General features: G+C 61.1%; 18 protein-coding genes and 1 pseudogene. 7 read left to right on the top strand and 12 right to left on the bottom strand.

All coding sequences use genetic code 11. The features are described 5' to 3' along the window. Positions 1-36: 36 nt before the first annotated feature. A pseudogene (locus ABHM97_RS19030) lies at positions 37-180 on the top strand (helix-turn-helix domain-containing protein); the annotation flags it as partial. A gap of 32 nt (positions 181-212) precedes the next feature. Here ABHM97_RS19030 and ABHM97_RS19025 read toward each other — a convergent pair. From ABHM97_RS19025 to ABHM97_RS18995, 7 genes are all read right to left on the bottom strand, one after another. Beyond that, positions 213-1,376, bottom strand: coding sequence for a low temperature requirement protein A (locus ABHM97_RS19025; RefSeq protein WP_349471854.1), 1,164 nt, complete (start codon positions 1,374-1,376; stop codon positions 213-215). Between the two features lie 201 nt (positions 1,377-1,577). Beyond that, complete coding sequence (locus tag ABHM97_RS19020; protein ID WP_235521924.1) at positions 1,578-3,950, bottom strand: thiamine pyrophosphate-binding protein; 2,373 nt, start codon at positions 3,948-3,950, stop codon at positions 1,578-1,580. 128 nt (positions 3,951-4,078) lie between these two features. After that, positions 4,079-4,396 carry a putative quinol monooxygenase gene (locus ABHM97_RS19015; protein ID WP_349471853.1) on the bottom strand — a complete coding sequence of 106 codons (318 nt, stop codon included), beginning with the start codon at positions 4,394-4,396 and terminating at the stop codon, positions 4,079-4,081. Between the two features lie 61 nt (positions 4,397-4,457). Beyond that, a complete protein-coding gene (locus ABHM97_RS19010) occupies positions 4,458-4,958 on the bottom strand; it encodes a DUF1097 domain-containing protein (protein WP_235521926.1) in 501 nt (166 codons plus the stop codon). Between the two features lie 77 nt (positions 4,959-5,035). Beyond that, on the bottom strand, positions 5,036-6,070 hold the full coding sequence (locus ABHM97_RS19005; protein ID WP_349471852.1) for an NAD(P)-dependent alcohol dehydrogenase: 1,035 nt from the start codon (positions 6,068-6,070) through the stop codon (positions 5,036-5,038). Next, complete coding sequence (locus ABHM97_RS19000; RefSeq protein ID WP_349471851.1) at positions 6,067-6,885, bottom strand: iron-sulfur cluster assembly protein; 819 nt, start codon at positions 6,883-6,885, stop codon at positions 6,067-6,069. Before ABHM97_RS19000 ends, ABHM97_RS19005 begins: the two co-directional genes overlap by 4 nt. Continuing rightward, the gene (locus ABHM97_RS18995; RefSeq protein ID WP_235521929.1) at positions 6,882-7,928 is read right to left on the bottom strand and encodes an amidohydrolase family protein; all 1,047 of its coding nucleotides are present in this window, start codon (positions 7,926-7,928) and stop codon (positions 6,882-6,884) included. Before ABHM97_RS18995 ends, ABHM97_RS19000 begins: the two co-directional genes overlap by 4 nt. A 162-nt stretch (positions 7,929-8,090) precedes the next feature. On the opposite strand from ABHM97_RS18995, the gene ABHM97_RS18990 reads away from it, so the two are divergent. From ABHM97_RS18990 to ABHM97_RS18980, 3 genes are all read left to right on the top strand, one after another. Continuing rightward, on the top strand, positions 8,091-9,593 hold the full coding sequence (locus ABHM97_RS18990; protein ID WP_349471850.1) for an AAA-type ATPase lid domain-containing protein: 1,503 nt from the start codon (positions 8,091-8,093) through the stop codon (positions 9,591-9,593). Between the two features lie 259 nt (positions 9,594-9,852). Beyond that, positions 9,853-10,122 carry a DinB family protein gene (locus tag ABHM97_RS18985; RefSeq protein WP_349471849.1) on the top strand — a complete coding sequence of 90 codons (270 nt, stop codon included), beginning with the start codon at positions 9,853-9,855 and terminating at the stop codon, positions 10,120-10,122. A 191-nt stretch (positions 10,123-10,313) separates the two neighbouring features. Further along, entirely contained in the window at positions 10,314-10,571 is a 258-nt protein-coding gene (locus ABHM97_RS18980; protein WP_349471848.1) for a hypothetical protein, read from the top strand. A 143-nt stretch (positions 10,572-10,714) separates the two neighbouring features. Here ABHM97_RS18980 and ABHM97_RS18975 read toward each other — a convergent pair whose 3' ends face one another. The 3 genes from ABHM97_RS18975 to ABHM97_RS18965 are packed head-to-tail and all read right to left on the bottom strand — an operon-like array spanning position 10,715 to position 13,340. After that, positions 10,715-11,287, bottom strand: a complete 573-nt coding sequence (locus ABHM97_RS18975) for a flavin reductase family protein (RefSeq protein WP_349471847.1) — start codon at positions 11,285-11,287, stop codon at positions 10,715-10,717. Positions 11,288-11,289: 2 nt separating this feature from the next. Further along, positions 11,290-12,327, bottom strand: coding sequence for a methionine synthase (locus tag ABHM97_RS18970; RefSeq protein WP_349471846.1), 1,038 nt, complete (start codon positions 12,325-12,327; stop codon positions 11,290-11,292). A 20-nt stretch (positions 12,328-12,347) separates the two neighbouring features. Further along, positions 12,348-13,340 (bottom strand): DUF1852 domain-containing protein, encoded by a 993-nt coding sequence (locus tag ABHM97_RS18965; RefSeq protein ID WP_235521935.1) that lies wholly within the window; start codon positions 13,338-13,340, stop codon positions 12,348-12,350. A 120-nt stretch (positions 13,341-13,460) separates the two neighbouring features. Here ABHM97_RS18965 and ABHM97_RS18960 point away from each other — a divergent pair, with 120 nt between their 5' ends. Together ABHM97_RS18960 and ABHM97_RS18955 are read left to right on the top strand one after the other, a co-directional pair. After that, positions 13,461-14,402 (top strand): LysR family transcriptional regulator, encoded by a 942-nt coding sequence (locus tag ABHM97_RS18960; protein WP_235521936.1) that lies wholly within the window; start codon positions 13,461-13,463, stop codon positions 14,400-14,402. A gap of 165 nt (positions 14,403-14,567) precedes the next feature. Continuing rightward, positions 14,568-15,572, top strand: coding sequence for an intradiol ring-cleavage dioxygenase (locus ABHM97_RS18955; RefSeq protein ID WP_349471845.1), 1,005 nt, complete (start codon positions 14,568-14,570; stop codon positions 15,570-15,572). 9 nt (positions 15,573-15,581) lie between these two features. Here ABHM97_RS18955 and ABHM97_RS18950 read toward each other — a convergent pair whose 3' ends face one another. Both ABHM97_RS18950 and fliG read right to left on the bottom strand, forming a co-directional pair. Further along, a complete protein-coding gene (locus tag ABHM97_RS18950) occupies positions 15,582-16,211 on the bottom strand; it encodes a DUF1345 domain-containing protein (protein ID WP_235521938.1) in 630 nt (209 codons plus the stop codon). A gap of 130 nt (positions 16,212-16,341) precedes the next feature. After that, positions 16,342-17,376, bottom strand: a complete 1,035-nt coding sequence (fliG, locus tag ABHM97_RS18945; protein ID WP_349471844.1) for a flagellar motor switch protein FliG — start codon at positions 17,374-17,376, stop codon at positions 16,342-16,344. A 565-nt stretch (positions 17,377-17,941) separates the two neighbouring features. Between fliG and ABHM97_RS18940 the strand changes: the two genes are divergently transcribed. Next, positions 17,942-18,667 (top strand): EAL domain-containing protein, encoded by a 726-nt coding sequence (locus tag ABHM97_RS18940; protein ID WP_349471843.1) that lies wholly within the window; start codon positions 17,942-17,944, stop codon positions 18,665-18,667. Positions 18,668-18,889: the final 222 nt, after the last annotated feature.

The raw sequence follows: 18,889 nt of genomic DNA, 5'->3' as shown, positions 1-18,889 counted from the left end.
TCGGGGCTGTCCCAACAGCGGTGGGTTGAGTCTGGCTTGATCCGAGGAGGCAGTCGTATCACTCACTGTTACTTCATCGAAGTTGCTGCTGAGGGATCGATCTCCGTGGCCGCCGATCTTCTCTATGTAGCGCAGCCGACAATATCCGCCGCGATGAAGGACCTTGAGGCCCGGGTTGGCGTTCGCTCCGCTCTCGCTGGTGTCCACCAGCGTCAGTAGGCTCCCTGTTGCCGTCGACGCCGGCGGTTCACGGAGTCGGAAACTGCAACGCCTATGAGGGGGAGAACAGCCGCGAAAGCGGCAAGGAAGACGGGAAGCAGAAAGCTCAAACCTGCCAGCACTACCAAGGCTCCAATGCCGACAAGATCGGATGGTCGGCGGGTGCCGAGTACTTGTCGAATAAAAAGGCCCCGGCCAGCAAGGAAGAGAGCCGGCCCGCCGAACAGGAGCAGGACCGTCGGCAGATTGGAGTGGGCTGCCGGGTCGGTGATCACGAGCTGATCCCCGACCGCCACCAGAATCAGGCCAGCCAGTAACGCGACCAGGGTGTTTCCCGCCAAAATGCCGGGTCGGAACTGATCATCGACAGAAGCAAGCTTCTCCAGAATGTCCTGTTCGAGGCCATGGAAGTAGCACCACCAGATCGCGACGCTTCCTGCCAGGCTGATGGTTCCGGTCAGGAATATCAGCGGGTCCTCAAGGTTGCCTGCAATGGCCAAACCCGTGGAGAGGATCGTCTCGCCGAGCGCGATCAGGTAGAACAATCCGAACCGTTCAAAGATCCTCTCTCCCGGCAGCGGGACCCGGCTTCCTTCGGTTTTCCGGCCCGGCAGACGGTGGGCCAGCATGTGTCCGCCCAGATCGATCGTGGCAGCGATACCCCAGGACATCAGGCGAAGTTCCGTACCGAAGAGGACGCCGGCAATCCAGAACGGCATGCTCATGCACCCCCAGATCAGGGTGCGCACAAAATGGTTGTGGGTAGTCCTGTCGAGTCCGACGCTCAGCATCCACGCGCCGCGGCCCAGTTGGACCAACAGATAGCTGACAGCAAAGAGCCAGCCGAAGGCACCAAACGCTGAGCTGATGGATGCGTTCATGAACAGCGTGACGAGCATGACGGTCAGCAGCATCCACTGCACCTCAAGCCGCGAAGTGTCCAGCAATGTCGCCGACCAGGTCGTGTAAACCCACACTTTGTAGACCGCGAGAAGAAGCACGAACGTCTCTCCGGCACCCACCCATGAGAGATGTTCCAGCAAATGATGTGATAGCTGCGATAGTGCGAAGACAAAGACCAGGTCGAAGAATAATTCAACGCGGGTAACACGGTCGTCGGAGGCCGCGGACCGAATCAGCGACCTGGCACGGACCATCAGTATCCTCCACTGGACCAGGAACGGACGGACGCCCCCTCCTGCTGTCTGCAAGAGTGACGACGGTGCGGAGGAAAGTCAAGAGAAACGGAAGATGCGGTCCGCCTGGGCCGGCCCGGTTTGGGGGGCGCCCCTGAGCGGCCGGTCCTACTACGGTCTAGCGGCGGTGCGTCATCGGTGCCGGCCAGCAACACGCGGTTCTTAGCGAATCAGGTTCAGCGCAGCGTTCACGATGGATGCCTCGTCGATTCCGTGGATGCTGTAGGCGTCCTGCAGATCTGAGGACTGCCCGAACTCCCTTACTCCCAGGGAGACTGTGCGGTCCCCGCGTGCCCCGGCCAGGAAGGACAAGGTATGTGGGTGTCCGTCCTGGACCGTGACGAGCGGCGCTGGGGCGTGACGCGGAAAGAGTGCGTCAACGATGTCGAAACCGATCGCGTTGGATCCTTGGTTCAGGGAGTTGCGGTTCTGGAGGGATTCGAAGACCAGGTCAGGGCTGGTGAGGCAAACGACGCCGGCATTGACGCCAAATGTCTTCAGCCGCGCGGCCGAGGCGATGACTTCGGGCATCATTGCTCCCACTCCGACCAGGGTCACAGTGTCCTCGGCCGGGTCATGGCCACTTAGCCGGTAACCGCCGGCTACCGCATGCCTACGGCGTCGCTCCAGCAGTACCGCGTCCGTCGGTATGGCAGCCAGGGCTTGATCCAGTGGACGGGTCGTGAGCCGAAAGTAGGCCGAGCGTCCTCCGGGAATGCCGATCCGGCTCATGGCTTCGAGCATGCACCATTCCAGATCCTGCGCGAAGGCTGGCTCCCAAGCTGTACATTCCGGCTGTTCCAGCCCGATGGAGGGAGTGGTGAGAGACTGATGGGCTCCGCCTTCCGGGGCCAGGGTCACACCCGAGGGCGTTCCAATCAGGATGGACTGCCCGCCAGCGTACATCCCAAACGACCAAGGTTCGAGGGCGCGGGCCACGAACGGGTCGTAGATGGTGGCGATCGGGATCAGCGGTTGGCCCCAACGGCTCCAGGTCGTTCCGAGTTCGGAGACCAAGCCCACGAGATTGGTTTCGGCGATGCCGAGTTCGATGTGTTGGCCTTGGAAGTTCTCAATCCAGCGGAGGACCCGTTCAACGTCGTCCGCGAACCAGTCCTGGCGTTCGCCAACGGACCAGACCCCGGTTTTGTTGATCCAGCCACCAAGATTGGTGGAGGAGGCGACGTCGGGACTGCAGGTAACGACACGGTGGGCCACCTCAGGCGCTGCCCGCTTCAGGTCGGACAGGAACCGTCCCAGCGCGGCTTGGGTGGAAATTCTGTCACCGTAGCTCCATGGCAAAGAATCGGGGATTGGGAGGGTCGGAGCCGGATCGGGTTGCCGGCGCCGGAGCCGGAGGGACGTACGGGCGCAGGCTTGTTCTTCGACGGTGTCCGGCTGGAATTGTTGCCATGGATCGCCAAGGTCCATCCCGGAGGTCTTGGCCAGGGCTTCCATTTGATCCTTGGACAGGAGCGCCGAGTGGTTGTTTGGATGTCCTTCCGTGGCTAGGCCGCGGCCCTTGATGGTGTAGGCAAAGATAACGGTGGGCCGGGTAGGGTCGACTTGCTTGTAAGTGTCAAGCAGCAGTCCGATGTCATGTCCGGCGAGATCTCGTACCGCGGCGGCCTGTTCTGTGGCGGTGAGCGAACCGAGAAGGGTTTCCATGGCGGGGGTCGAACTGCTGGAGCGCAAGCGGTCGAAGATCTCAGAATCGGCTGAGCGGAGCATGCGCTGGTATTCCTCGTTCGGCATGGTCTCGAGCCGGCGGCGTAGATCCGCACCTCCCGGGCGGGCGAAGAGTTCCTGAATCCGGGTTCCCCATTTCCGGGTGAGGACCTGCCAGCCTGCGGCTTCAAACATGCCTTGCAGGCGCATGATCTGCGAGTCCGGTACCACCCGGTCCAAGGACTGCCGGTTCAAATCAACGATCCAGAGCAGTTCGCCAAGCTGCCCAACGGAGGGGTCGGCGACAGCTTCCCAAATAGCACCCTCGTCCAGTTCGGCGTCGCCCAGAAGTCCGATGAAGCGACCCGATTTCCGTGATGCGGCGTACCTGTCGCTCACGAAGCGGTGTGACATGGCCGCCCAGATGGTGGCCGTGGCTCCGATCCCCACACTGCCGGTGGAAAAGTCCACGGTGTCCGGGTCCTTTGACCGGCTGGGGTAACTCTGCAGGCCGCCCTTTTGCCGAAGCGTGCTGAGTTTGCTTTCGTCCAGGTCACCAAGGAGGTAACTGATGGCATGCAGGACAGGAGAGGCATGGGGCTTGACTGACACGCGGTCCGCCTCGGTCAGCTCGGAGAACCAGAGGGAGGTCATGATTTCAACCATGGAGGCGCTGGAGGACTGGTGACCGCCGACCTTGATGCCGCTGGTATTGGTGCGCCCGCGGTTGGCAGCATCCACAATTGCGGTGGCGGTCCAGCGCACCCGCCGGGCAATACTCTCCAAAACTGCCGTCGTGGACCCTGCATCCCCCAGACCGGCAGCGCCGGGACGTGTGGCTTTAATCTGAAAATCTTCGACCCTCATGGTGGTCTCCTCTACAAGTACGCGTTGGGGCACGGTGCTGAACTGCTCTGGTCATCCGGGGGAGCCCCTGAGGGGGGCTTCCCCGGATGACGGTCCATCACAGCGGTAAAGCTCTCGGGGCTATTCGCTTAGCTGACTGCGAGTTCCCCCAGCTTCGACCAACCTTCTACCTTGACGTTGACTATGTCCGGCGTCGCAGAAAGATATCGGGGAAGCTCCTCGCAGGCCTTCCTGAAGTGGTCCGACTGCACGTGGGCTGCGCCGGACTCATCGTCGCGGAAAGCCTCGACCAGGATGTAGGTGCTCGGATCTTCGACGGAGCGGGCCCATTCGAAGAACAGGCAGCCCTCCTCGGCGTTCGTTGCGGTGGTGAAGTCCTTGGAGATTTCGGGCCACGCATCGGCGTGGGAAGGCAGGATGGCAAATTTTGCGGTGATGAAGATCAACTCTGTTTCCCTCTTGATAGGCCCGTTCGGAAGGACAAGGTCCGACGTTGCGGGTGATTGGTCAGGCTGTTTCGACCGGACGTTTCTGCCCAGCGGTCGTAGGCGCAGCGGGGGCCTTGTTGATAAGGGCTTGTATGCGGTCGCCCAGGAACGCCGAGGCCCAGCCCAGTCCGGCGCCGATGATGAGGGCAATGACGGTGGGCCACAAAGACAACTGTGTTCCGAAGAACACGGCGGTCCCGGCGAACGCTCCCGGGATGAAGGAGAGCGGCGCCCACCCTGCCTGCAGGCACATGGCGAGTGCGGCAAGGGCCACGGCAACGGCGAGCACGCCGGGGAATTGCACCCAGGTGGTCAGAAGCGCCACCAGCCACCCGTAGATGACGCCGGACAGGTTGGCTGCAAGCCCTCTGGAGAATCCTGTCCTGTTTCCTCCTGCGGCGAAAAAGCATGCCCACGCGACGAACGCCACCCAGGTGATGAGGCCAAGTTCTGTGCTTACCTGCGTCCAGAGCCCGGCTAGTGCACCGACGGCGATACCCACGCCAATGTATGGTTTCATGTCGATTCTCTCTTTACGTTGATGCGAGCCCCCAGGGTTTGCTTGTTTCAGGGTTTGCTTGTTTCAGAGTTTGCTTGTCAGGGCACAAGGATCGCCCGGCCACGGACTTTCCCTGCGTCGAGGTCGCTGATCGCTAGTTGGAAGTCATCGAGGGCGTATTTCTGGGTATGGAGGGTGACGGCACCTCGAGCCGCCAGGGCCATCAGGTCCTGAAGGTCGTTGTAGGAGCCGACGAGGTTGCCGATGATGTTGATCTCGGCTGAGACGATGTCGATGGTAGGGACATCGATGTTCTCGCCGTAGCCCACAACGTAGTAATCCCCTGCCTGACGCAGCATGGCGAGGCCTTGGGCGGTGGCGCCGCCTTCGCCAACGAAGTCGATAAGTGCCTCCGCTCCATGACCCCCGGTGAGGGCAAGGACCTGCTCGACCTGTGACCCGTCGGCCAGGACGCCCTCATGTGCTCCGATCTTCTTGGCCAGGTCCAGGGCAGCCGGGTTACGGTCGACGACGATGATGCGGGCCGGTGTTAGGGCAGTCAGGACTTGGATACCTATGTGGCCCAGCCCTCCGGCGCCGATGACAACGGCCGTATCCCTTGCGGTCAGGCGCTTGGCAGCCTTGGCGGCAGCGTGATAGGCGGTGAGGCCGGCATCGGCCAGGGCTGCGACATCGGCAGGCTCGAGAGAGTCGTCGATTTTGACGACGGAGCGGGCGGATGTCAGCAGGTATTCGGCGTATCCGCCGCTGGTGTCGATACCGGGGAACTTGCTCTGCTCGCAGTGCACGTCGTCCCCGGAACGGCAGGCACGGCATAGGCCGCACGTGATGAGGGGGTGCAGGATGACTTTGTCGCCTTCTTTCACATTGGTAACGGCGCCACCGATTGCGTGTACCCAGCCGGCGTTCTCGTGGCCGATGGTGTAAGGCAAGTGGACCTGGGATTTTTCCGCCCACTGGCCCTCCAGAATGTGCAGGTCCGTGCGGCATACCCCGGCTCCGCCGATTCTGACGACGACGTCAAACGGTCCGGTCACCTGGGGAAGTGGCACTTCTGCCATTTTGAGGCCTTCGTGGTAGCCGACGACCTGTACGGCCCGCATGGTGCTCATGGGTGAATCTCCTTGACTGTCAGTGGAAGTAGTTCGTGGTGGTCCGCCGCTTCCGCGCCCTCGGTTCGTGGTGTCTGGTCCGCGCCGGATCCCGCATAGCGTGTCCGCAGCAGACCCCGGCAGAAATGTGCGTTTCCGTCAATGGAAATGCGTGTCGAGCGTGCACGACGCAGTGCCATCGGCACCGCATCCGGTGGATAAAGCTGCCCTTCGTGGTCAACCAGGACAATCGACTCCGAACCGTCCGGCAATCCAAGTGCCTCTCGTCGGCGCAGCAACGCTTCCTTATTCCGTCCAGGTGGAAGATCCCAGAGACGAATGGTTCCCATCATCGTCTCCTCGATGCCGGCGTTGGTGCGCAACAGATCAGTGAGGCATCGTTCCATCGCGGCGGTGTGGGCCTTGCGCTGGAACAATTGCCGCAGCTCGTCCAGGCTGTCCTCGGCTTCATGCAGGAACGTGCCCCTATAGCCTGCGTCCGCGGCGAGCCCGGCGTTGATGAGATCGGAGTCGTGGTGGTCATCGAGCTCCACCACCACCTGCGTCACCGCCGGCAGCGCAGAGATCACATCCTTGCTGTCGGACGCCATGAGGTAGGCGAAATTGGGCGAGCAGAAGGAGGTGGGCAGGCGCAGGTGAATTTCCACCCTGGCGCCACCGGCGACGGTTGTGACGTTGAGGGAGCGAACAAAGCCGAGATCGGTGATCGGTTCATCCAGTTCCGGGTCGAGCACCGCGCCCAAGGCATGGCGGATGTCCTCCTCCGTGACATCCCAGCGGGATGCAACTGCTGGACCGACGTGCAGCGCCGTCACCGGACGCCTGCCAGATCTGCGCGTTCGGGCTGCCGGGGTCCTGTCTTCGTCTCATCTGCAGCGGGGAGCTGCAGCTCAGCGGGCACCGGGATGTCATACATCTTTGCGGCGTTGAGTCCCAGAATCTTCTTCTTTTGGGCTGTGGTGAGCGGGGCATATTCGGTCATGTCTTCCGGAATCTGGAAGTCAACGAACCGCTCAATCAGCCAGCGGGGCGTCCAAATGGCGTAGTCACTGGAGAATTGGATCCGATCCTCTCCGATCCAATAGATGAGCTCTCCGATGATCTGGGCAAAGTACCGCGGCCGCGTGTGCATGAAAGGCATCGCGACGGCCAGGCCGCCATGAACATTGGGCTCCTGAGTGGCGATCCAGCAGAAGTCTTCCAGTCGGGGCAGGCCGACGTGCTCGACCACAAAGTTCAGGTCTGTGAAGTCTGAGGCTGCATGGTCGACGTCGGCGACGTCGAAGGCGTCACGGTCGAGCGGGCGTACGGTAGGTCCTTTGTGGATATGGATGTTCTTGATGCCGAGTTTGCGGCACTCCTCGAAATACCTGTAGGACCACGGGTCCGAGAGTTTGTACCCACGCGATTCGCCGTGCCACTCGGCGGTGTACAGCTTCACGCCTTTGAAGCCCATCTTCTCGTGATCGGCGCGCAGCCGGTCTAGGCCCGCCTCACCATCCCGGGGGTCATAACAGTGGTTGTACGTGAGCTTGTCCGGATTCGCAGCGGCCAAGCCGTACGCCTCCTCGACCTGCGCGAAGCCGTTCTTGTAGAAGGCGCCAAGGTAGGCCGGCTGAAAGATCGCGTGGTCGACGTAGCCGTCCTCAAACAGATCCTTCATGAGGCGCTGACCGCCTTGGTAAAGGAACTCCTCATAGCTCCACTGTTCCGCGTCGGGAGAGAGGTTGCGGTGGTAGTCGTAGAAGCAGTCGATGAACTGCTTACCAGGGATGTTCCGCTGGTTCTCCGGGCGAGCGTCCCACAATGCGATGTGGGCGTCGACAATAAAGTAGTTTTCGCCGTCTTTGCTGTACATGTCCGGTCTCCTTCTGGCGACTGCCGTAGTCGCGACAAGATCGAGAGTAGGCTGATGGAACAGGCGTCAACATGTGGTGTGTGTCTCATTTTGAGACGATCCTTTTCTGATTGGTCTGGTGAGACCAAGTAACCTCGAAACATGGAGACGAGGAGGTCGGCGATGATGCCGAACAAGGACGAGGGGACTGCCGGCTTCGCGCACGATGACGTGAACCAGCTCGCCACTCCCGCCAAACGCCTCCTTGCTTCCTGGCAACGGAGCGAGGAATACGGGGTTTCCGCCGAGGCAGTAGATCCGACGTGGGCTGGCCCTGCAGGGTCCGACTCGCTGTTTTTCCAATGCGGCCAGGAAGTGCTCACCAGCCTCTACGGCACGCTGGCAAACGAACCCCTAAGCCTGATGCTCACCGATGCCAACGGCCTGCTCCTCAACCGCTTCAGCGGAGATACTTCCCTCTTGAGGGCGCTGGACAAGGTGCATCTGGCACCAGGCTTCGCCTTCTCCGAAAGGGATGCCGGGACCAATGGCATGGGATTGGCACTCGCGGACCGCATCCCGACCCTCGTACGCGCGGAAGAGCATTACAGCGCCAGTCTTCGGACGTACACCTGCGCGGCTGTACCTGTCTTCGACCCCGTCACCGGCTTGCTGGAAGGCAGTGTGAACATCACAACATGGTCCCGCTCATCCCCGCAGTTGCTGCTGGCTTTGGCGGAATCAGCTGCGGGCAACACCTCAGCCCTGATGCTTTCAAGATCACAGGGCCGCAAAGGAAAAACCGGACCGAAGGGCGGCGTCTTCCGCATCCAGAGAGGCAAGCTCGAGCCGGCAGCGGGCACAGTGCGGAAAATCTCGTCGGCCTGGGCAAACGCCCTCGACCAGGCCAGTGGTGCCTTGGCGGCAGGACGGGTTGTTGCCGCCGTAGGGGAGCAGGGTGCCGGGCGCGCAACTCTCCTGGCGCAGGCGCTGCGGCATGTTCAACCCGGGAGCCGTATCATCTCAGCGGCCGTCCCTGCTCCTGCCGACGTCGAAGCGTGGCTGTCCTTATGGGCGCCGGAACTGGCCAAACCCGCTACCGCTGTGATCGTCGAAAACGTAGATTTGCTGCCGGCTTGGGCGGCGCAGGAACTCCACGCGCAAGCCCTCCGGGCGGTTCGGTCGCTTCCACTCTCCCAGGGCGGGAGCACACCAACACTCGCATGGGGTGTCACAGCTGCAAGTCATGACGGTATCCCGCAACCCCTGGCGGGCATGGTCGATACGGTGATTCCTGTTCCTGCCCTGCGGGATCGCGGCGAGGATGTCCTGCACCTGGCCAGCTACGCCGCCCGCCAAACCCGCCTGCGGGAAATCAACTTCACCGGCGCGGCAGAAAAAGCACTGATGGCCCATAGCTGGCCAGAGAACATTGATGAGCTTTTCAGCGTTATTCACGCCGCCGCTGTCCAGACAGAGACCATTGACGTGAGCCACCTCCCTGCTAATCTTCTGGGCGGGAGCAGCCGCCATCTCAGTCGGATCGAGGTGGTGGAACGCGACGAAATCATTCGCTGCCTTTCGACGCCGGGGGTAACAGTAAGCGGTGCGGCAGCAGAACTGGGCATCAGCAGGGCCACCATCTACCGTCGTATGGCCAGGCTTGGGATCGCAATCCCGAAGTAGGCAACCACCGGCCCGGCCCCTGGCACGGCTCCTTTGTCGACGAGTCGCACATCGTCGTCAGCTGCTCCATAGGAAAGCGTCGCTCCATCCGCGGGAGCCCGCTGGCCGGAAAAGCCGAAGGCGGTCCGCAGCATCAGCTCCGGACCGCCTTTCGCCCAATATGCTTCGTGCGTGCTACTTCTTTTGCCCCTGCTTGGCCAGGACGTAGTCATAAACTACTTCCTCACCAATGCCGTCCTAGCGGGTCTCCGAGGTGGTGGTGCACCACCACGACCTGGATACTGCCTGGACCATCGAGGAAGCCGACCCGGATTCGCTGTTGAACGCCATTGGGGCCGTGGTGCGGACGATGCGTGCCAAGGGCGCGCCGGGGATGACCCTGCTTACTGAGGAACGCGACGAATGGGTGGTTGGCGACGGTGCGCTGCGGATTGAATCGGACCGGGAAGGCCTTCTGAAGTGGTTGGCCCGCGGTGATGCCGGTTTCATCGAGGCCGAAGGTCCCGTGCCCGTCCTGCCGCGCTGGTAGGTGACTCTCCCTCTTTATTTTGATCAACTCAAAATAAGGAGGTAAGCTGGGTATAGGCCAGAGCCGCCCTTGAGTACCGCACCGGTGAACATTCCCGGGCCGGCAGGGCGCGCCACAACCGCAAACACCCTTCCGCTTGAGCGGTACTGGAATCCCGGACTGGCCATGATCCTGAACCCCAAGGAGAACCCATGAGTTTACTGACTGAACGTCCCGCAACGCCCGCACCCGCCTCCGACGCAGCTGCGGCAGTCACCGTGTCCAAAACCGCATTGATCGGCGGCAGCTACGTAACCCTGCCGACTGCCCTTTCCCGGACGCATAGTGAAGGTGCCTACGTCACCGCCCCCGGCAACCGAAACGTTTCCCGTGGCAGTTACGTCACAGTTCTCGGCGTCCACAAAGACCCAGTCGGTGGCAGCTACGTCACGCTTTGCAAGGCAGCCTAAACGCGGCGTCTGTGCTTGATGGCACTACGCGGCTTTGAAAGGAGGCCGACGACGACACTTTGTGCCGCCGTCGGCCTCCTTTTGTGCAAACGTTTGTTGGCGAAGCCTGTTCGGGATTCCGCCTCACGTTGATGCTGTGCCGCTCAGCCTTCGAGCCTCGAATGCTCGCCCAGACGGTGCCATGAACGGTTGTGGTAGACCAGAGCATCGCCGGGCTCGCCGGCTTGGACGTCACGCATCACGTGTGACTCCAAAGCGTGGACGGCGATGATCGTGGAGGTCCCCACCTCCATGCGATTGATGACTGCGCAGCGCACCCAGGCGCGGACATCGTCATACACCGCTTCGCCGGTCGGAAGGGCCGACCAGCGGTGCGTCTGGTCAAAGCGGTCGGCGCCTGGCGTCGCTCCAAACTTCGCCAAGTCGACGTCGTGGGCGTCCAGCAGGTGAACGACGACGGTTTCCGCTCGCGAAAGCACCTTCGACGCTGAGGACAGTGCCGAGACCGAGAAAATCAGCAACGGAGGTTCCGCACTTACTGAGACCACCGACGATACAGTCAGTGCCACCGGTCCCTCGCCGGCATCCGCCGTGATGACGGCGACACCTCCTGGGTGGCCACGGAACAATGCTTTGAAGTCGTCAGCCGAAAGGGAGGACGGGAAGCTTTGCTTCGGAGCCTCGAGCCAGGTGTCTGTGGGGTAGGCGTGAAACATCGTTATGAGACCCTGCGGGCGAGTTCCTCGCGAACGATGTTCGTGCCTGCGCTGAGAGCACTCAGCTTGGCCAAGGCGACATCCCGGGGGAACGGTGCCATGCCGCAGTTGGAGCTGGGGATGAGCTTGTCCGCATCGACGAACTGCAGTGCTTTGCGGAGGGTGTCGGCGACCTCTTCCGGGGTCTCGATCGTCTCGCTTGCGACGTCGATTGCCCCGAGCATGACCTTCTTGCCGCGGAGGAGCTCGATGAGGTCCATGGGCACGTGGGAGTTCTGGGATTCCAGCGAGATGATGTCAATGCTGGAGCTCTGAAGCAACGGGAATGTCTCCTCGTACTGCCGCCACTGTGAGCCGAGCGTCGCTTTCCAGTCATTATTGGCCTTGATCCCGTAGCCGTAACAGATATGCACGGCGGTCTCCGCGCGCAGGCCTTCTGCCGCTCGCTCAAGCGCAGCCACGCCCCAGTCCTTGACCTCATCGAGGAAGACATTGAACGCGGGCTCGTCAAACTGGATGATGTCCACGCCGGCCGCCTCCAGCTCCTTCGCCTCCTGGTTCAGGATCGCAGCGAACTCCCAGGCCAGCTTCTCGCGGCTCTTGTAGTGGTCATCGTAGAGCGTGTCCACCATCGTCATTGGACCGGGAAGAGTCCATTTGATCGGCTGGTCCGTGGTTGCGCGGAGGAACTTTGCGTCTTCGACAAATACCGGCCGCTCGCGGCGCACCGGTCCGACGACGGTCGGCACGCTCGCGTCGTAGCGATCGCGGATGCGCACGGTCTTGCGCTGTTCAAAGTCAACCCCGCTGAGGTGCTCGATGAAGGTCGTGACGAAGTGCTGGCGGGTTTGCTCGCCATCGCTGACGATGTCAATGCCGCGTCGGCTCTGCTCGTGAAGCGCGATGCGCAGCGCATCCTGCTTACCCTCGTGAAGCGCATCTCCCTCCAGCTTCCAGGGGGACCAGAGGGTCTCCGGCTGTGCGAGCCAGGATGGTTTCGGCAGGCTTCCAACAACGGTGGTGGGCAAGAGTGTGTTCATGATTGGCGATTCTCCGTGGGTCAGTTGACGAGGGCGGGGTATTTGGCGGTCCACTGGTCCAATAGATCCTTGTGGGGCGTGATGAAGTGTTCTTCTGTGTACTTCGCCTGCGTGATCGCGAGCTGACTACGCTCGACGCGGTCATAAGCGATCTGCGTCCGCGAGAAGTCCTGCTCTCCCAGGCTCGGTTGATAGACGACGGCGGCGGCGGAGTTCGCGTTGTAGACCTCCGGGCGGTAGATCTTCTGGAACGTCTCCATGGTGCTGATCGTGCCGATGAGCTGCAGGTTTGAGTAGTCGTTGAGCAGGTCGCCGCGGAAGTAGAAGGCGAGTGGCGCCACGCTGCCTCGCGGCATGAAGTAGCGGACCTGAAGCCCCATCTTCGCGAAGTACGCGTCCGTCAGCGAGAACTCGTCCTGCTGGTACTCGACGCCCAGGATGGGGTGGCGGTTTTCCGTTCGCCGGTAAGTCTTGCTCGTGGAGACGCTGATGCACACCACTGGCGACTGCGGGAAGCGTTCCTGGCATGCCGGGGAATCGAGGAACTGCTGGAACAGTTTGCCGTGAAGATCGCCGAAGTCCTCGGGAACAACGGGCTTGCCGGCTTCTGCTGCTGCAGCCGGCAGGACGACGCTGAAGTCGAAGTCACGGACGTAGGAGGAGAAATTGTTTCCCACGATTCCCTGGTGACGGACGCCGTTCAGCTGGTCGACGATCTGGATGTCGAGAACCTCGAACAGCGGGAACCGCTGATCGGTACCTTCCGCAGTGAACTCTATGTGCACGGAAACGATCTCAAGCTCGAGCGTGTAACGGTCCCGGTCCGGGTTGTCCCAGTCTGCGAGATCGTTGAAGCGGCGCCGAATCATGGTCAAGGCGTTGCGGAGGTTCTCCTGGCGGTGCTCGCCACGTGCCAGGTTGGCGAAATTCGTCGTGATCCTCGAGCCTTCCGACGGGGAGTAGTCCTCGTTGAAGGGGGTCGTGGTGATGCTGAAGGTGAAGTCGTCTGCCATGTTGCCAATCCGTTGTTGATGGCCGGAGACGGCCTTTCAGAAGGTGGTGTATCCATGGTGCAACCTTCCGAGGGCTATCAGGTAACTAGTGGTTGCTATGCGTGCATATAGAATCTACCTATGGCCCAAATTTCGAGCGGATTGACCTTGCAGCAGCTCCGCTACTTCATAGAAGTTGCCGCTGAGGGATCGATCTCCGCGGCCGCCGATCTTCTCTACGTAGCGCAGCCGACAATGTCCGCCGCGATGAAGGACCTTGAGGCCCGGGTGGGCCGTGCGCTCCTGCTCCGCTCCGCCCGCGGAGTCACCCTCACCGCCGACGGGGTAGAGTTCCTCGGCTACGCGAGGCAGGTCGTCGAGCAGTTCGCTCTCCTCGAGCAGCGCTACCTTGGCAGGCCGCCGAGGCGACGTCTGCTCGGGGTGTCAACGCAGCACTACTCGTTTGCCGTGGACGCCTTCGTCCGGATGGTCAAGGCCTCTGATGTGGCCGAATACGAGTTCTCACTGCGTGAGTCCCGCACCTGGGACATCATCGAGGATGTCCGGACGCTCCGCAGCGAAATCGGGATTCTCTACCGGAATGATTTCAACCGGAAGGTCATCGACAAGCTGCTCAGGGAGTCCGGGCTCGCGTTTACTCCACTTTTCCTCGCTGATCCGCACATATTCATTTCACGGAAGAACCCGCTCGCTGCAAAGGAGCGTGCGACACTCGATGATCTTGCCGGTTTGCCGCGGCTGACTTTCGATCAAGGTGCCAACAACTCCTTTTACTTCGCCGAGGAAATTCTCTCCACTTTGTCCAGTAAGCAGGAGATCCGGGTCTCTGACCGCGCCACGATCTTCAACCTCATGATCGGGCTCCACGGCTACACGATCTCGACGGGCATCATCAGCGGGCAGCTCGACCCTGAGATCGTCGCCATCCCGCTCGACGTAGACGAACGCATCGAGATCGGCTGGATCGGCCACGCCGCAATTCCGCTGACCGACCAGGCGCAGCGCTACCTCAAGGAATTGCGGACCGTCGTCGCTGAGTTCGGCGTAGCGCTGCTCGACTGAGGGCCATTGAGCGGGCGGGGCAGGGAGGACATCTATTGTCCGATGTGGCTTGCGATGTTTATAACCCGGCCACGCTTCAAAGGCGCAACACAGCTTCACCACAGTCCGACCCTTGATTGCCAATGAAGGCTGTAAGCATTGATACCAGCAGTCGAGTGAGGAACCATGAGCAGCAGAATCCCTGAACCCGAGTACAGCGTCAACGGTCCCATGTATGAGGGACGGGCGCTCCACCGCGTCGACGACGAGGTCGTCGACCAAGGCATTGCCTTCGACATTGGGACTTTAGTAAGCCGCCGGTCGATGTTAGGGATATTCGGAGCCGGCATGGGAGCAGTCGCCCTTGCCGCTTGCTCACCCGGCAGCACGGGTAGCACCAGTGCCCAGACCCCGGCCGCCAGCTCCATGGCCAACGCTTCCACTGGGTCCGCCACGGGCGCTTCCGGATTGACTGAGATTCCTGACGAGACTGCCGGGCCTTATCCTGGCGATGGTTCCAACGGTGCGGATGTTCTTGAACAGTCAGGCATCGTGCGAAGTGACATCCGCTCCAGCGTCGGCGGCGGGACCACGGCAGCCGGCGTGCCCATGACGCTCACCCTCACAATCCTTGACATGGTAAACGGTGGCGTCCCCCTTAAGAACGCAGCTGTCTATGTGTGGCATTGCAATGCCGAGGGCGGGTATTCGATGTACTCCCAAGGCATCCAGAACGAAACCTACCTCCGCGGAGTACAGGTCGCCGACAGCGACGGGAAAGTCACCTACTCCTCGATTTACCCCGCCTGCTACACAGGGCGTTGGCCGCATATCCACTTCGAGGTGTACCCCACCGTGGACGACATCACTGATTCGACCAAGGCCATTGCAACTTCCCAGGTCGCGTTGCCCCAGGACATCAGCGAAAAGGTGTACGCGTTGTCTGAATACAAGGGTTCAAGCTCTAACCTTTCCCGGGTAAGCCTGACCTCGGACAACGTCTTTGGCGACGATGGGGGTGAGTTCCAACTCGCGCAGGTTACCGGCGACACCACTTCCGGCTACCAGGTGGCCCTTACCGCCGCCGTCGACACCACCACCACTCCGAGTGCCGGCAGCGTCCCGGGCGGCGGATTGCCACCCGGAGGCGGCCCTGGCGGAACCCCACCCACCGGGGCCCCGCCTGCCTAAGCGGACCGTTTAACCGGACTGTCCCAGGCTGACGACAAGGTTGATGGCGACTGCGACGACGAAGGTGGCGAAGAAGTAAGAAAGCAGCGCGTGTCCCAAGGCGATCTTGCGGGATGCGGTCGATGACTCCTTCACGTTGCTCGCGCTGTAAGACATGCCAATTGAGAATGCTGCGTAGGCGAAGTCGCTGTACGACGGTTCCTCGTCCTGGTTGAAGCGGAAGCGATGATGGTCGTCGTGGTAGTACATCCGGGCGTACTTGAACGCGTAGACGGTGTTGACGAGGGCCCATGCGAGCACCACGCTGAGGGCCGCCAGTAGCGCGGCGGCCACGCCTATTGGATCCTTTTGCTGGCTGCGGATCAAGGCAAAGACAACCGCCACAAGACTGAGGAACGTCGCGCCGGTGATAAGGGAGTCAACAAGCCGTCGAGAGCGATCCTCCTGGCGGGCGAGTTCACCTGTGGCCTCCGGGCCGGCGGGCCACGCCTTGATCCAGGCCCAGGTCAGGAAGACGCAGCCTGCGACAGACCACCCGATCAAGGGCGCAAGTTCGGGAGCACCCAGCAGTGCCGGAGCGAGCGCGACAACCAGTCCGATGAGGGCGGCAATCAGGGCCTTGCGATCAATGTGCGACATATAAGAGGCTGCCCTCCGGGTTTATGCATATATGAAGGACCCAGCCGGGAATTCTTGATCCCTGACCTTGCTCACCAACCGTGTGCTTACCCACGCAATGCTAAGCACGCTTAGTATTAGATGTCGAGGGTCAGTCTATGTAGTCCTCGTCCTCGGCGCGATGGATCACCATGGTGCCGGATGCGGTCTCGTCCCGTATGAGGCGGACGATTTGAGCCCGGGCCTCTTCAACCTGTGAAGCTCTTATTGGCCCGGAGTTTGCCATTTCCGAGAGCAGGATTTCCCGGTTGCGTTCGGAGATGTTGCGTTTCACGGATTCCAGAACGACAACGGGGGCTCCCTTCAGTGCAGTAGCCAGGCTCTCTGGACTTACCCTGCGCAGAATTTTTTGCAGGTCGCGTGGGTCCAGTCTGACCAGATCCTTGAACGTAAGCATTTGCGCCCTGACCTCACCCGCCAGTTCGACGTCGACCTGATCAAGGCCGTTAAGGATGGTGCGCTCGGTTCTTGAGTCTGTGCGCGTGATGATGTTCACAAGAGGTTGAACGCCGCCAAGGTTTTCGTTCGAACTTGCCAGCTTTGCTGCCGAACCGGCGCGCTCCCGAAGGACCTCCGCGACTGTTGCGATCACTTCCGGTGCTACTGGACCCATGGTGGCGATGCAGCATGAGACTTCAACGGCCAGGTTGTCATCTAGGCCCGTCAAAATGGCTGATGCTTTGCTTGGTCGTAGATGCGCGAGCACGAGGGCCGTGGTTTGTGCCAGTTCGCCGTCGAGTAGTGCGATTATCTGTTCGATCGCCATAGGTTCCAGGAACTCGAAGGACTTGCCTACCATCACACCGGTGAGCCTGTCCATGAGACCAGCGGCCTTGTCTGTACCGAAGGACGCCTCGAGTAGCCCTGCAGCGAAGTCGCGACCTCCACGGGCGGAGCGGCGGCCCTTCTTGACGTAGTCATGGAATTCGTTGACGACTGTGGTTGCCACAGCAGATGGGACACGTTGGAGGCGGACAATTTCTGCCGCAATTTCTTCGGCCTCAGGCTCGGAGAAGCGGGCGAACACAGAGGCGGCACCGGCAGGACTTAGCTGCATCAACACCACCGCGACTTTTTGCGCGCCAGTCAGGGTTGAAGCCGGGACCGCAGCCTCTACAGAATTCATGCAACCGGCCGATCTGTCAGGGTGCGAAAGGGAGATTTGCAACGAACACTGTGCGGCATTGCACAGACCCGCCCGTCCTGTCTGGGGGAGACCGGACGGACGGGAATACTCTTTCAGACTAGCCCCGGGCCAAGGGCTGCCCCGCAGTTCTGATGACGAACAGTGCAGAAAATCTCCTTGTAGGACTCAACGAGTGCAATGAGCGGCGATATCTTGTCTGCCGTGCACGAATCGATACCGCCAGGCAGCACTTACTGCACGATGTGAAGCTGATGCCGATCCGCTGGCCGGCTAAGGAACCATAGTGTTTTGCAATGCTGATCTTTAGGGCCAACAAGAAGTCTGGGGGCGGGGCATGCTCCGTAGAACAATAGGATCCAGCGAGGAAACAGCGAGCTGTCCTCGCTTGGCGCCCGGCAAGCGATGGGAGCGCGCTGGATCATTGCTGTCATTGCTGTCATTGCTGACGCGCTGGAGGCGGTCAGGCACATCGGAGTCCAGCGGGTTGGCTGGGCAAGGTGGTGGGGGCCGGCCTGGGATAGCCGCCGAACTTCGAGTTCAGGATTTGATCGCAAGCCGGACGCTGTCAACGGCTTTCCAGCCGATCCGTGACCTTAGCAACGGCCACGTGGTGGGCGTTGAAGCGTTGACTCGCTTTTCCGGGGAACCCGACAGGTCACCAGAGGAGTGGTTCGCTGACGCTGCCTCGTCAGGATGCGCGGCCGAGCTCGAGTTCCTGGCCATGAAAACGGCGCTCAACGCCGCCGCGGAATTGCCGAATCATCTCTTTGTTTCCGTCAATCTCTCCCCAACAGCCTGTCTTGACCGGCGGATGGTCGCTCTGCTGGAAGAGTCGCGGGTTGCGCCGACAAGGATCGTCTTGGAGCTGACGGAGCACTGCGCAGTGACAGATTATGAGAGTCTCAAGGCTTCCCTGGCGCGGGCGCGAGAAGCCGGCTTGCGTATCGCCGTCGATGACACGGGAGCGGGGTTCGCTTCGATGCGGCATGTACTTCAACTCAGGCCCGACTTTATTAAACTCGACAGGACAATCATCGCCGGACTCGACGCGGACGATGCGAAGAAGGCCTTTGGATCCGCGATGGTCAAGTTCGCCGAAGGTATTAGTGCAACTCTGGTGGCTGAAGGTCTTGAAACGATGGGGGAACTCGCCGCAGTGATGGAGCTCGGAGTCCCTGTGGGGCAGGGATATTTGCTCGGGGAGCCCACCGTCCATCCCGAGGAGTGGAGCAAATGGCGGAACCACTACCCACAGGCCGCCAGCACCTAGACTTATAAGTCCTCATTGCACTCGCTTGCTTCGTTGCCTTGAGTTTCCCTCGAACCACGGTTGTCCAGCAGCCAAAAGGCGTCACTTCATGAAATCCTCACCCTCGACCAGCGACATCGACCCATCCCCGGAAGGACTCACGCATTACAGCGTGCCGATGGACTTGAACCTGGAGGAGAAGTTTGAACACTGGAGGTGTTGGTACGGCAACGCGATAGATAC

The organism is Paenarthrobacter sp. CAP02, assembly GCF_040137855.1.
Lineage (GTDB): Bacteria > Actinomycetota > Actinomycetes > Actinomycetales > Micrococcaceae > Arthrobacter.
The sequence above is the reverse complement of the archived record's forward strand: the minus strand, read 5'-3'. Positions and strand labels throughout refer to the sequence as shown.